9 protein-coding genes are annotated in these 14,288 nt (G+C 51.9%); 5 read left to right on the forward strand and 4 right to left on the reverse strand.

Annotation, left to right across the window (positions count from 1 at the left end):
- Window positions 1–135: 135 nt before the first annotated feature.
- The 3 genes from JUB14_RS05335 (at window position 136) to JUB14_RS05345 (ending at window position 4,525) form a co-directional block, all read left to right on the forward strand.
- Complete coding sequence (locus JUB14_RS05335; protein ID WP_229367531.1) at window positions 136–1,983, forward strand: 3-keto-alpha-glucoside-1,2-lyase-like domain-containing protein; 1,848 nt, start codon at window positions 136–138, stop codon at window positions 1,981–1,983.
- Between the two features lie 90 nt (window positions 1,984–2,073).
- Window positions 2,074–4,023, forward strand: coding sequence for a c-type cytochrome (locus JUB14_RS05340; protein WP_207504791.1), 1,950 nt, complete (start codon window positions 2,074–2,076; stop codon window positions 4,021–4,023).
- A gap of 133 nt (window positions 4,024–4,156) precedes the next feature.
- A complete protein-coding gene (locus JUB14_RS05345; protein ID WP_207504793.1) occupies window positions 4,157–4,525 on the forward strand; it encodes a YccF domain-containing protein in 369 nt (122 codons plus the stop codon).
- A 101-nt stretch (window positions 4,526–4,626) separates the two neighbouring features.
- Here the strand turns inward: JUB14_RS05345 and JUB14_RS05350 are convergent, their stop codons facing one another.
- The 3 genes from JUB14_RS05350 to JUB14_RS05360 all read right to left on the reverse strand — a co-directional run bounded on the left by JUB14_RS05350 (window position 4,627) and on the right by JUB14_RS05360 (window position 7,619).
- Window positions 4,627–6,456 (reverse strand): ABC transporter ATP-binding protein, encoded by a 1,830-nt coding sequence (locus JUB14_RS05350; protein ID WP_310586100.1) that lies wholly within the window; start codon window positions 6,454–6,456, stop codon window positions 4,627–4,629.
- Between the two features lie 377 nt (window positions 6,457–6,833).
- Window positions 6,834–7,097: a DUF433 domain-containing protein gene (locus tag JUB14_RS05355; RefSeq protein WP_229367534.1), complete on the reverse strand. Its 264-nt coding sequence runs from the start codon at window positions 7,095–7,097 to the stop codon at window positions 6,834–6,836.
- A 72-nt stretch (window positions 7,098–7,169) separates the two neighbouring features.
- Window positions 7,170–7,619: a hypothetical protein gene (locus JUB14_RS05360; protein ID WP_207504795.1), complete on the reverse strand. Its 450-nt coding sequence runs from the start codon at window positions 7,617–7,619 to the stop codon at window positions 7,170–7,172.
- A 168-nt stretch (window positions 7,620–7,787) separates the two neighbouring features.
- On the opposite strand from JUB14_RS05360, the gene bioB reads away from it, so the two are divergent.
- Window positions 7,788–8,759, forward strand: a complete 972-nt coding sequence (gene bioB, locus JUB14_RS05365; protein WP_207504796.1) for a biotin synthase BioB — start codon at window positions 7,788–7,790, stop codon at window positions 8,757–8,759.
- Between the two features lie 227 nt (window positions 8,760–8,986).
- Entirely contained in the window at window positions 8,987–12,970 is a 3,984-nt protein-coding gene (locus JUB14_RS27660; protein WP_229367536.1) for a PAS domain S-box protein, read from the forward strand.
- Window positions 12,971–13,114: 144 nt separating this feature from the next.
- On the opposite strand, the gene JUB14_RS05395 is transcribed toward JUB14_RS27660, so the two are convergent.
- On the reverse strand, window positions 13,115–14,194 hold the full coding sequence (locus JUB14_RS05395; RefSeq protein WP_207504798.1) for an aminotransferase class V-fold PLP-dependent enzyme: 1,080 nt from the start codon (window positions 14,192–14,194) through the stop codon (window positions 13,115–13,117).
- Between the last annotated feature and the right edge of the window lie 94 nt (window positions 14,195–14,288).

A 14,288-nucleotide genomic window follows, 5' to 3' on the forward strand; every position in this document is an offset into this window, starting at 1 on the left:
TTTTAAGAAATTGCGCGTTAATACAAAGGGTAAAGCAATAACTATCGTTATTCTAACGAGCAATATTACCCTTTTACCGGGATAAAATTGTAATTTTAAGTCTCTTAATCATAAATCACAAAGTAAATCAAACACATGCAACGATTGAGTAAAACCCTCCTGGGGGCCATGATGCTGGGAGCGGTAGCCTGCCTGAGTAGCGAGTCTGCCCTGGCACAGCAGCCCATTCCCCTCAATGATATGAGTGCATTCCGAACCGAGAGCGACAACTGGCGTATCGTTGGGGATGCTTCCGTAGATATTTCTCAGGTGAACGCGCTCAGCACCACACCGGGAAAAGGAGTATTAGCCTGTATTCACAAGCAGGGCACCTACGGCAACAAGTACGAGTTGTTAACTAACTTCAAGCATGGCGACCTGGATCTTGAGATGGACTTCATGCTGGCCAAGGGATCTAACTCGGGTATTTATCTGCAGGGTAACTACGAAGTACAATTGTTTGACAGCTGGGGAAAGAATACCGCCAAGTACAACGACCTGGGGGGTATCTACGAGCGCTGGGATGATTCCAAGCCCGAAGGCCAGAAAGGCTACGAAGGCTACGCGCCCCGTCTGAATGTATCCAAAGCACCCGGTTTGTGGCAGCACATCAAGATATCCTACCAGGCTCCCCGCTTCGACCAGGCCGGTAAGAAGATCGCCAACGCGGTATTCCTGAAAATAGAAGTGAACGGTATCACCGTACACGAAAACGTGGAAGTAAGCGGCCCTACCCGCGGTGCTCTCTCGGCTGATGTAGCTATGGGCCCCCTGCGTATTCAGGGTGACCACGGTTCGCTGGCTATCCGCAATATCGTGATCAACAACTTTGACAAGAAGCCCGGCGTACTGACCGGCCTCAACTACAAAACCTACTACGGCAACTACTCGCAGGATCTGGATCCGGCAACGCTGAAAGTGGCTGAAACCGGTACCACCGAAGCCCTGACCTGGGATGTGCTGAAAGAGGCTAACAACTACGTATTGGTATATAATGGTACCTACAAGGCTCCTACTACGGGTGACTATACTTTCAAAATGCAGGCGTCGGGTCACAGCTCCCTCAAAATTGATGGAAAGACTGTACTGCCTAACGAGTGGAAGAATACCAACGATTTCCGCGAAGGAACTACCAAGCTAACTGCCGGTGACCACAAAGTAGAGATCTATCTCAACAAGCGTGATGGCTGGCTACGGCCTGTACTGGGTCTGTGGGTAGCGGGTCCTGGATTCCGTGAAGTACCTTACCACACAGTAGGTTCAACCCTGGGTGGCAGCCCTGCCGATCCTATCCTGGTACAAGCTTCCAACAACACCGTACTGCGTAGCTTCATGGATATCCGCAATGCTGAAGGCAAGCGTCAGCGCATTGTACATTCGGTATCAGTAGGTAACCCGGCTAACCTGCACTATACCTACGACCTTGATAAAGGTGCGGTGTTCCAGGTATGGCGTGGAGAGTTCCTGGATGCTACTCCTATGTGGAACGACCGGGGTGATGGTTCGTCACGTCCCCGTGGTAGTGTGACCTCACTGGAAGCGGCTCCTTTCCTGGCTAAGGTATCCGGACAGGCTGAATGGCCTTCTGATACGACCGGAAGCAAGTACCGTCCAAAAGGCTATGAGTTGGATGCTAATGATGCCCCCACTTTCCGCTACGAAGCATTCGGAACCACCGTATCTGACAAGACCACGGTAGTAGACAACAAGTACCTCGAGCGCGAAGTAAAGCTGTCTAATCCTGTAAGTGGACTGATGGCTCGTCTGGCCGAAGGCAAAAACATTGAAAAGGTATCAGATGGTCTGTACGCGGTGAATGACAAAGCCTACTACATTCAGTTGAGCGGTAAGGGTGCCGAGCCGGTAATCCGTAAAAAGGGCAACCGTCAGGAGCTCCTGGTTTCGGCTGAGAAGGGTGAGGTTCGCTATGCCATCCTTTTCTAAGCAACCCATTCCATCAGAAACTGGAATTTGAAATAAACCTATTAGTACAGGCTATCACGTAGAGCGGTAGCCTTCCATATAAAAATAATCATGAAGAAATTAATTCAGATTACCTGTATGATCATGGCGAGCCTGTCGGTGCTGCACGCGCAGGAATCGCCCAAAGAAGAGGATTTCTATAAGATCCTCACCCCTTCTATTCCGGAAGGAATGATTCTGGAAGTAGGAGGTCTTACTACACTACCCAACGGCGCCATGGGTATCTCTACCCGTCGGGGCGAAGTGTGGATCATGGAAAACCCTACCAGCCGCGCCCCCTACTTCCGTAAGTTCGCGTCGGGTCTGCACGAGATTCTGGGTCTGGCCTGGAAGGATGGTGCCCTGTACGCTGCCCAGCGTGGTGAATTGACCAAATTAGTTGATAAAGATGGTGACGGTAAAGCAGATCTGTACGAAACCGTATATGCCTGGCCTGTATCCGGTCACTACCATGAGTACTCGTTCGGTCCCAAGATTGCTCCCGATGGAAGCTTCTTTGTGAGTGGAAACGTGGCCTTTGGTGATGAAGAGTGGTGGCGTGGCGAAAGCCGTGTGCCTAGCCGGGGCTGGATCTTCCGCATTACACCCGAAGGTAAGTATGAGCCGTATGCAACCGGTGTGCGTTCCCCTGCGGGTATCAGTATGCTGGATGGCGAGCTGTTCTATACTGACAACCAAGGCGACTGGATGGGGTCAGGCGGTATCTGGCACGTGAAGAAAGGTAGCTTTATGGGCCACCCTGCCGGACTACGCTGGGCGGGTGAGCCGGGCTCACCCGTGAAGTTGACCGAGAAGCAGTTCTTTGCTGAGCTGGACAACCAGCAGGTAAAAGATGCCAACGGCCGCTATATCAAGCCTGAGAACGACCCTAATCAGAAGAATCCCCGTTTCCTGTTCCAGTTGAAGGAGAAGTATCCCGATATTGTACAGCTTCCTGCTGTATGGTTGCCTTACGGTATTCACGGCGTATCTACCGCTGAGATTATCAAAGACGATACAAAAGGTACATTTGGACCCTTTGCCGGACAGTACTTCGTAGGTGATCAGGGACAAAGCAAGATCATGCGTGTCATCCTGGAGAAAGTAAAAGGTGAGTACCAGGGTGCTGCTATTGATTTCAGGAGCGGATTCCAATCAGGTGTACTGCGTATGTCGTATGCCAAGGATGGCTCTATGTTCGTAGGTGAAACCAACCGTGGTTGGGGATCGGCCGGTGATGCTAACCAGGGCCTGCAGCGCCTGGTATGGAATGGCAAAATGCCTTTCGAAATGTACACTGTAAAGGCGATGCCTGATGGATTTGAAGTAACATTCACCCTGCCTGTTGACCGCAAGTCGGCTGAGGATCTGAATTCATATAATGTTAGCAGCTTTATCTATAAGCACCACGCCGTATACGGTAGTCCTCCGATCAATACCGAGGCAGTACCTATCAAAGGTGTAAAAGTATCGGAAGATGGTAAGAGCGTGCGGATCGTACTGGACGGTATGCGTCAGTACTACATCCACCACCTTGATCTGAGTGGTATCCGTGCTGCGAATAACTACTATTCGCTGGTGCATCCTTCGGCTTACTACACGCTGAACAACATTCCTGATGGAGAAAAGCTGAAAGTAACTGAGCTGAAAACAACCCGCAGTGGAGGAGCCAAAGTAGCTGCCGATACCAAGACTACCATGGAGCACGTATCGCCGGATGCAAAAGGTAAGCCTGCTGCTGCCACTACGGCATCTGCCAAGGCACCTACTTTTGAGCAGGTAAAGCCTATCCTGCAGCGTAACACCTGTCTGGCATGCCACGCGGTAGACAAGAAGGTAGTAGGTCCGGCCTATACTGATATAGCTAAGCGTAAGTACTCGAATGAGAAAATTGTTGAACTGATCTACAAGCCGGAGCCATCTAACTGGCCTGACTACGCTACTCCAATGGCTGCTATGCCTCAGGTACCAAAAGACGAAGCATTGAAGATCGCTGCCTGGATTAACTCACTGAACAAGTAAGCCTACCGGGTATCGAAGATATAATAATAGAAAGCCGTGCCAGTGTATACCGGCACGGCTTTCTGTTGATAGGATTGTCAGATATAGGGATTAGTGTTACATTACAGGTCATAAGCCCTTAACACACTCTACTATGAATCTGCTCGGCAATATTTTATGGCTCATCTTTGGAGGCTTGCTGGTCTTTATTGAATACATGATTTCCGGCCTGCTACTTTGTCTCACCATCATTGGTATTCCCTTTGGGCTTCAGTGCTTCAAGATCGGAATTATGAGTCTGGCACCATTCGGGCGGGAAGTACGTGATGTGCCGGGTAGTACCGGCTGTTTGTCCACGCTGTTCAATATCATCTGGATTGTGGTAGGCGGTATCTGGATCGCGCTCACCCACCTGGTATTCGGCAGTATACTAGCCATTACCATCATAGGCATTCCCTTCGCCCGTCAGCACTTCAAGCTTATGAGCCTGTCATTTACACCCTTTGGGAAGGAGGTAGTGTAGAGAAGAGTTATCAATTATTAGTTCTTACCACAGAGTGAGAAGGAGTTTTTGAAACTCTATGCCCTGAAGTACTTAAAGTAACTCAGTGTTAAAAAAAGAATTTATTGGTACCCCAGCGCCTGTAAGTTGAATAATTCAGCGTACTTACCATCCAGTTGAAGTAGTTCGTCGTGTGAGCCGTACTCCAGCAGTTGTCCGTGTTCCAGGAAGAGAATACGGTCGGCCATGCGTACGGTGGAGAAGCGGTGGGAGATAAGTACCGCCATCTTGCCTTTGATCAACCGGCTGAAGCGTTGGAATACCTCGTGTTCGGCGCGGGCGTCGAGGGCGGAAGTAGGCTCATCCAGTACCACCAGTTGGGCGTCGCGCATGTACGCCCGGGCCAGCGCCACCTTCTGCCATTGTCCACCCGAAAGTTCCTGTCCCTTCTTGAAGCGCTTGCCCAGTACCTGCTGAAAACGGTCCGGCAGGCGATCCACTACTTCCTGCGCCAGACTCTTGCGGGCGGCATCCTCAATCAACTCTTCTTCCCCCCGGCGCTCGATATCACCCACGGCGATATTTTCGGCCACGGTCATTTCATAGCGGATATAGTCCTGAAATATAATCCCAATGTTAGCCCGCAAGTCGGTGAGCTGGTAGTCGGCCAGGTCCACACCATCAAGCAGAATGCGACCTTCCGTTGGTTCGTAGAGCCGGGCCAGTAGCTTGACAAGGGTGGTTTTACCCGCGCCGTTTTCACCCACCAGGGCCAGTTTCTCACCCGGTTGCAGCGTAAACGACAGGTTGCTGACGGCCCATACTTCACTGTCAGGGTACTTGAAGCTTACATTCTCAAACGTAAAGCCTCCTTTGATAGGGCGAGGTACCCTTTGTCCCGCAGTGTTGGCACCGATGGTAGGCGTAATGGCAAAGAAATCAAACAGGTCCTGCAGGTACAGAGCGCTCTCAGCAATACTTGAAAACCGCCCCATAATGCCCTGCAGCATCCCGTGCATCCGCTGGAAGGATCCCGCCAGGAACGTCATGGTACCTACTGTAATGAGGCCGCTGAGGGTTTGCATGATTACGAATACAAAGGCTCCGTAGTAGGCCAGCGTACCCAGTACCGCCAGCAGGTACCCCCACACGGCCCGGCCAATAGCTATCTTACGGTTTTCGTGATAGTACTTATCCGATAAGGTCCGGAAGCGCTCGGTCAGGTAGTTTTCCAGCCCGAATACCTTCACCTCTTTAGCCGTTTCGGCGCTGGCCCCGATGTAGCGCAGGTAGTCGAGCTCGCGGCGTTCGGGCGTCCAGCTGCGGGTCAGGGAGTAGGTACGTTCGTTAAAATGGGTTTCACCAATGAATGATGGAATAACGGCTATAATGAGGATCAGGATCAGCCAGGGGTTGAACGCTATCAGACCTACGCCCAGCAGTACTAAGGTGATGATATCCTGAATCTGAGAGAGCGTTTGCGATAGCAGTACCGTCCGGCTGGTAGTCTGGCGACGGGCGCGCTCGAGCTTATCGTAGAATATCGGATTCTCAAACTGGTACAGGTCCAGCTTCGCCGCGTGATGTACCAGATCTACAGAGGTTTTATTGGCCAGGAGGTCGCCTAGTAAGCTATCGCAGAGGTTAATGGCGCGGTTAAGCAGGTCTGATAGGACCGCCAGCCCCAGCTCCAGACCTACCATGATCCATAGGTAGCGCTGCGAGCCGGCTGGATTGGCCAGCAACCGTATTACTTCATCAATGATTTCCTTTCCTACATATAGTACCGCCAGTGGTATGGCCGATTTCAGGAGGCGGAAGATAATATTCCCAATGGTCAGCGACGAGCTCGTATTCCATACCAGCCGGAAAAAGCGGGGGAGGTTCTGCAAGGCCGAAAAGCGCTTGCGGAAGGATTGGTTATCAGCGGGCTGGGGAGGTTGAGGTTTCACTATACGAATGACGTTGGCTTTATGTCAAAATCATTCTTACAGACAAAAAGTTCTTAAGTAAGCCTGTTTGAGGAGGCATTCATCTGAAAGTGCTCCTTCCACAGGGACGCCTTCCGAAAGACGAATTGGCGACAGGATTATAAGGTGTCGCCCCTAGCGGGGCTTTTTGTGATTTTATGCTTTTTTACTACTGAAGTACCGTCCCTAATGGGACTATGGATTGTGCATGTATCAAATTAAGAAGGAATGTCAACAGACAGGCCGCAGAGCGGCCACACTTCAGTAGAATATATGAGTCTACAAAGAGTTTTGAGCGCCGTAGGTGCGGCACAAACTTTACATATTTATAAAGCTTAGAGGGACGTCACAAAGTACCTTCATGCAGCCAGAGGGGATGATTTGCCGGCTACGGTTTTACTGGCAAATTGTAAGCAGGCAAGCATATCTTCCCGTTCCAGTTCAGGATGGTCTTCCAGGGTTTCTTCTTCTGTCTTGCCAGCCCCTAACATGTCAAGTATAACTTCTACCGGCCAGCGCATCCCTCTTACACAGGGCTTACCATGACAAATTTCTATATCAATCGTTATTCTTGACAGCAAGTTCATGGGTATAGTAGTAAGATGATCTTTATCAAAGATCATCAAAGGGAAAGTTTGCCTCAAAGAATCGAGTTGTCTTTTTCAAGTATGTTAAATCAAAGACTAGTTAATACTTTACCTCACCTTCGCCGCCTTAATACGTATCGTTTTGATTATTTCGGATGTAGTGGCGGTATTACAGCGAATGGTCTCCGTAATAAATAAGCTATCGCCCCGGAAGTACCCTTCGCCGGTCATGGAAGTAACGCCACACTGATCTATCCCCTGGCCCCGGTCGTAGTTAAATCCGTTCTGATTCCCCACTTGGGCTGTAACCCCTTGTCCGCTAGGCATGAGTCCGTTGATGGTGAAATTGCTTCCGGTTTGTTTGCCTATGGTGAGTGACACTTGTACACTATCGCTCCGGGTGGCCTTTGTCTGGTTGGCGTTGGTGAAAATCTTTACTCCCTGATACTCCCCACCGGCCGGAACTGAATAGGAGATAGGAGCAGTATCTGCCTCGTTTTTATTGCAGGAAAAGATAAAGGTGCCGACCGACAACAGACAACTTAGAAAGATCTTCATATGAATTTTAAGATTAAAGGCTTCTCTGAACGTATTATAAATCAAGGAATAGGAAAAAGTGTTCCGATAGAATGCTCTATGATAAGTTAACGATAAGCTGGCGCTTTTGTATATTTCGCACTTATTAAGTGTACCAGATTAGTTAATAAAGTAACAGAAGTCAGGATTATGATCAGAAACGACTGGACTCCAGAGGAAGTGAAGGCCATTTATAATACTCCTTTGCTGGATCTTATTTTCAGAGCCGCCCAGACCCACCGGACCTTCCACGATCCGGCGGAGGTACAGGTGTGTACGCTGCTGTCGGTCAAGACGGGCGGGTGCCCCGAAGACTGTGCCTACTGTCCGCAGGCGGCCCGCTACAATACCGGCGTAGATACCCATAAGCTTATGGATGTGCAGGAGGTACTGCAGCACGCGCAGCGGGCCAGGGAGAGCGGAAGTACCCGCTTCTGCATGGGGGCGGCCTGGCGCGAAGTACGCGACAACCGTGACTTTGACAAGGTACTTGACATGGTGAAGGGGGTAAATGAGCTAGGCATGGAAGTATGCTGTACGCTGGGAATGCTCACCGATACCCAGGCCCAGAAGCTGAAAGAAGCGGGTCTGTACGCCTATAACCATAACCTCGATACCAGCGAGGAATTTTACGACGATATTATCACGACCCGTACCTACAAGGACCGGCTGGAAACACTGGAAAATGTACGGGGCGCTAAGATTTCAGTTTGTTCGGGTGGTATCATTGGCATGGGCGAGACTCATGAGGATCGGATAGGTATGCTGCATACGCTGGCTACCCTGCCTGAACATCCCGAGTCGGTACCGGTCAATGCGCTGGTAGCGGTAGAAGGTACTCCCCTCGAAGATCAGGAGCGGGTACCGGTATGGGATATGATCCGGATGATTGCGACGGCCCGTATCCTGATGCCTAAGGCCATGGTGCGCCTCTCGGCGGGGCGCGTGTACATGAACATGGAGGAGCAGGCGCTTTGCTTTTTGGCGGGAGCTAACTCCATTTTTTCCGGTGATAAGCTCCTGACTACGCCCAACAACGAGTCAGACTTTGACGCTACAATGTTCCAGACGCTGAACATCCGGCCACGTCAGGCTTTCAAAGACAAAGAGGTGATGGCCTAGTACCCGATACACCAGGGAGCGGTTCTCTTCTGCTCCCTGGCAACTACACTAAAGGGCAGAGGGCTCCTGCTACTTCCCAACAATGCTACCGGCTGATTGTCGTAATAGGAAACCAAGTCAGCAGAATCTGGTTATTCAGATGAATAAATAGTAGCTTCGCCAGAGCCAGGCATAAGCACTTATTGGTCCCGATTAATCTCTCTACGTAATATTTACCCTGCTCAGCTATGACTGGTGATCAGCCTCTCCCCAACCCGAGTAAAAATCTGAATGAACGCCTGGATATTGATTTTGCTCTGCAGGCAGCCGGGCTCGGCGTCTGGGAACTGGATCCCGCTACCAACCAGGTCTTTTGGGACGACCGCTGCCGGGAGCTCTTTGGACTGGCGAAGGACAACCTGATTTCCTATGAGCAGGCCATTCAGTATATCCATCCTCAGGATAGGGAACGGGTAAATCAGGCCGTACAGAGGGCTATGACTCCCGGGTCTGACGGAGTGTACGATGTAACCTACTGTACCCTCGGAGCTGATGATGGAAAGGTCCGCTGGGTACGGTTCTATGGCCGGAGCTACTTCACAGAGGCTGGTCAGGTGTACCGCTTTGCCGGGGTGGCCCAGGAGGTAACGCCGCAGGTGACGGCTCGTCAGCAGCAGCAGCAGCAACTGGCCGTGCTGGTAGAGCAGGCGCCCGAGTTTATGGCCATTACCGACATAGATGGACGCATGCAGTACGTGAATCCGTACGGACTGGAGCTGTTTGGGCTAACGCTGGAGCAGGTACAGACTATGCACCTGATGGATTTTGTGCCACCGGAAGAAATGGAGCGGGTCAACGCTGAAATTATTCCCCGGGTGCTGGAAGGGGAATGGGCGGGCGAAGTCACGCTTATGCAACCCCTGACGCAGGTACGCATTCCGGTAACTTGTAATGCTTACCTACTCCTGGAGCCTGTCAGCGGCCAGCCCTATGGTATAGCGGGGATTGTCCGGGATCGGCGCCCCGAACTAAAAGCTCAGCAGCAGCAACTGGAAAACGAAGCCCGGTTCCGTTCCCTGATCGAAGAGGCACCCGTTTCTACCTGTTTATTTGTGGGGCCTGACATGACCATTGAACTGATCAATAAGGTGATGCTTGGCTATTGGGGCCGGGACAGGAGTGTCATTGGCAAACACTTACTGGAGGCGCTGCCCGAATTAAAAGACCACCCGCATATCCGGATTCTGCAGGAAGTATATAAAACCGGTGAAACGTACGAAGCCAAGGAGGTGCGGGTTGACTTTATGGTAGAGAGCGAAGTAAAGACTAAGTACTTCGATCTGATTCATAAGCCGCTCCGCAACGCGGCAGGGGAGGTGTACGGTATTCTGGATATGTCCATGGATGTAACGGAGCAGGTACTGGCCCGGCAGCACATGGAAGAAAGCGAAGCTCGCTTCCGTACCATGGCCGAAGGCGCCGATATCCTGATTGCCGTGAGTAATGAAACCGGTCAAACTACTTACCTGAACCAGAAATGGGCCGAATTGACCGGCCGATCTGTCACTGATCTGCTGGATAGGGGATGGGCTGATTTGGTTCACCCCGAAGACCTGGAGCCTTTTTTACACCTGTACCAGACTTCACTACACCGGCAGGAGTCATTTACGGGTGAATTCCGTATCCTGAACCGGAACGGATCGTACAGCTGGCTACTAGTCAGGTGCCCGGCCCGATTCCGGTCCGATGGTACCTTTACGGGCTATATCAGCTCCAGCATAGATATTACCGAAATCCGACTCGCAGAAGCCGCTTTGCGCGCCAGTGAGCAGCGCTTTCAGGCGGCGGTGGCCGCGGTACAGGGTATCCTGTGGACCAACAGTGCCGAGGGTAGAATGGAGGGTGAGCAGGCGGGCTGGGCCGCTCTTACGGGCCAGAGCTATGAGCAGTACCAGGGCTACGGATGGGCCACGGCCGTGCATCCCGACGATGCTCAGTCTACCGTCGAGGCCTGGAATGAAGCCGTCAGACAGCGCAATACGTTTGTTTTTGAGCATCGGGTGCGGGTCAAGGCCGGACACTGGGAGGTGTTTTCCGTCCGGGCCGTTCCGCTGCTGAACCCCGACGGGTCCATTCGGGAATGGGTGGGGGTACATACCAATGTCACGGAGCAACGGAAAGCCGAGGAGGCGCTTCGGCTTAGCGAAGCCAAACTACGCTCGGTGGTAGAAACCGCACCGGTGGCCATCGGACTGTTTATGGGGCGCGACCTGGTTATTGAACTTCCTAATCAGACCTTTATTGATATTGTGGGCAAGGGACCCGATATAGTGGGCAAGCCGCTGCGCGAGGTAATGCCGGAACTGATTACCGAAAACCAACCCTTCCTGAATATCCTGGATGAGGTATATACGACGGGTAAGCAGTTCAGCAGCTATGGGTCGCAGGTGCAGATTGTGAAGCAGGGGGTCATGACCTACAACTACTACAACCTTACCTATACCCCGCTGTTCAACGAGGCTGGTGAGGTATACGCTATTCTGGATATTGCGGTAGATGTGACGGGACAGATAAAAGCCCAGCAGGAGCTACAGCAGCAAAAGGCCTACCTGCAGAATGCCCTCGACATTGCTGACTTGGGTACCTTTTATATAGATGTAGCGACCGATGAGGGCCGCTATACGGATAACATCCGACAGTGGTTTGGCCTGGACTCATTGTCGGAGCCAATGAAAGTCATACTAAGCAAGGTACATCCGGATGATCAGTCCTTGGTGGTCCGGGCGCTGGATGGTTCGAAGCAGTCGGAGGAGGTAGACCGCCATGATATTACCTACCGGATTGCCGATGCCACCGGCAAAACAACCCGGTACCTGCGTAGTATCGGGAAAACCTTATTTAAAGAGGGACAGCCCTACGCCATTCAGGGAATTATCCAGGATGTAACGCCCCAGATTCAGGCCCGGCAGACGATTGAAGAACGCGAAGCCGCTCTCCGGGTAGCCATTGAGCTGGCGCAGCTGGGAACCTGGGAGCTGGATGTGGCCACCGGGCGGGTCACCTACTCCGACCGAATCCAGTCGTGGTTTGGGTTTGATGGTACTGCCGAAGGCCTTGACACCGTGTACAATCCAATCCACGAAAAAGACCGGAGCCAGGTAGAGGCCGCTATCCGGCGGGCCCTAGAGCCTGGGTCGGATGGGATGTATGACGAGGAATATACCCTGATGAACCGGCTCACCGGGCAGGAGCGTATTATACATGCGCAGGGTATTGCGTTGTTTGATGCCAAGAAGAATCCTATTAAACTCACTGGTACGGCTCAGGATATTACCCCTCAGCGTACCTTGCAGCTATCGCTTGAACAACAGGTGCAGCAGCGTACCCGGGAGCTGGAAGCCGCCAACGAAAAACTGGCCGCTACGAATGAGGAGTACGCTGCTCTCAACCGAAAGCTGGAAGAAACCAATACCCACCTGCTTCGTTCCAACGAGAACCTCCAGCAGTTTGCCTACGTCGCCAGTCATGACCTGCAGGAGCCTCTGCGCAAGATTCAGCAGTTTGGCGACCTGATTCAGAACCGATACGGGCAAGCCCTGGGCGACGGGGCCGGGTACATAGTACGTATGCAGGCCTCGGCGGGCCGAATGTCTACCCTCATCGAAGACCTGCTGGACTACTCCCGCATATCTAACAGGCGGGAAACGAGTGCGGTCGTACCTTTGGGTGATGTGGTGAGCCGGGTGCTGTCTACTCTGGATTGGACGATTCAGGAAACTCAAGCCCAGATGATCGTGGAGCCACTCCCCAACATCCTGGGCGACGCCTCGCAGCTGAATCAGCTGTTCCAGAACCTACTATCTAATGCTCTGAAATTTCGCCGGGTGGATGGGACCACTGGGCACTCGGGTAGGATGGAGGCTCCCCAAATCCAGGTGCGCGCGGCGCAGGTACTCGCCACTGACCTACCGGAAAGCGTAAAGCCCGCCCGCGCGGCCACTACCTACCATCGCATTGATGTAGTTGATAATGGCGTTGGTTTTGATGAGAAGTACGTAGATCGCATTTTTCAGGTATTTCAGCGGCTGCACGGCAAGAGTCAGTACCCCGGTACGGGTATTGGGCTGGCGATCTGCGAAAAAGTAGCGGCCAACCATGGAGGAGCCATTACGGCCACCAGTAAGCCGGGGCAGGGCTCAGTATTTAGTGTGTATTTTCCAGCCTTCAAATAGACTTTAAAGCAATACTTGTAAAATTCAAACTATTTGCTTCTGCCAAGCCAGGTACGTACGCACTTTGGTAGATGCCTCTTCATAAACGATAAAAGACCGTCCGTGGACGGTCTTTTATCGTAATTTATTCAGGGAATGATAGGCCTACAACTCCCCCAGCGCCTTAATCAGATCCTCTACCTGCTCGGTAGAAGTGGCGGGAAAGTTGGCGATGCGTACCTGCGTAGCTTTATGCTCGCCGTAGCCGCTGCCGAGTACCAGTCCTTTGGCTTTTAGGGTAGAGATAATTTCTGAAGAAGGCTGTTTGGTGTTAGCTACTACCACCGTTTGCGAACGATGTTTGGACTCCTGCACAAACGGCTCAAAGCCCTCGTGCTGCTCAATGAACTTATAGATCAGTTTAGCTTTTTGCTCCGTTTCCTTTCTGATAGCCTCAACGCCTATCTTGTTCATATCTTCGGCTATCTTGCCTAACAGATATATACCCATCACGTTAGGAGTAGCGGGAGTCTCGTGGTTCTGGGCGTTTTTCCAGAGTGTAGGCAGGTCGTGGTGGGCGCCGATGGTGAGGTTATCGTACTTGCGCAGGCGCTCCGCTTTCTGCAGGCACTTCTCGTTCACAATCCACACACCAAGCCCGGAGGGTAGTCCGAAGGCCTTCTGTACTGAGAAGAAAGCAGTATCAATCAGGCTGTAGTCCAGGTCGGGATAGGGGGCTGAGGACACCATATCTACGGCGATCAGCTTGTCCGGATTGCTGCGCTTGATCTTATGTATATCCGATACACGCATCTGCACCCCCGAACTGGTTTCGTTGTGGGCGAGGCCAATCAGTTCGGCGTACTCGGGTACTTCTACCTCCGAAGCATCGAATCCCTGCCCCATGGGCTTCTCAAGCTTGTGGGCGAACTTGTGCAGGGCCTGGGCGTACTGGAAAAACTTCTTGGAGAAAGAGCCATTGACCAGGTGGTAGCTCTCGTGTTCTACGCAGTTGAGCAGGATACGCTCCCATGCTTCCGAAGCCGATCCCAGAAACAGGATTGCGTGCGTAGCGGGTACATTCAGAAGAGTACGGAGCTGCTCTACGGTATGCTGGTGGAGCGCGCGGTACTGCTGACTACGATGGGAGATAGACCCTAGCTGCTGTTCTACAAAGGTCTGCAGATGTTGCTCAAAGCTGGGGTAAAGCTGGGCCGGGCCAGGCGTGTAAAAGGTATATTTCATAGGAGAAGACAGAGTCAAATAAAAAGGCAATACGCAGAAGTAGACTGTTACAAACTAGCTTCTGCGTATTGCCTCAAAGTTTATTCTATAAACT

The sequence above is a fragment of the Telluribacter humicola genome (assembly GCF_017355935.1).
GTDB lineage: Bacteria > Bacteroidota > Bacteroidia > Cytophagales > Spirosomataceae > Telluribacter > Telluribacter humicola.

Coding starts and splice junctions, on each gene's coding strand:
- JUB14_RS05335 (WP_229367531.1), top strand. CDS start 136: ATGCAACGATTGAGTAAAACCCTCCTGGGGGCCATGATGCTGGGAGCG.
- JUB14_RS05340 (WP_207504791.1), top strand. CDS start 2,074: ATGAAGAAATTAATTCAGATTACCTGTATGATCATGGCGAGCCTGTCG.
- JUB14_RS05345 (WP_207504793.1), top strand. CDS start 4,157: ATGAATCTGCTCGGCAATATTTTATGGCTCATCTTTGGAGGCTTGCTG.
- JUB14_RS05355 (WP_229367534.1), bottom strand. CDS start 7,097: ATGATCTTTGATAAAGATCATCTTACTACTATACCCATGAACTTGCTG.
- JUB14_RS05360 (WP_207504795.1), bottom strand. CDS start 7,619: ATGAAGATCTTTCTAAGTTGTCTGTTGTCGGTCGGCACCTTTATCTTT.
- bioB (WP_207504796.1), top strand. CDS start 7,788: ATGATCAGAAACGACTGGACTCCAGAGGAAGTGAAGGCCATTTATAAT.
- JUB14_RS27660 (WP_229367536.1), top strand. CDS start 8,987: ATGACTGGTGATCAGCCTCTCCCCAACCCGAGTAAAAATCTGAATGAA.
- JUB14_RS05395 (WP_207504798.1), bottom strand. CDS start 14,194: ATGAAATATACCTTTTACACGCCTGGCCCGGCCCAGCTTTACCCCAGC.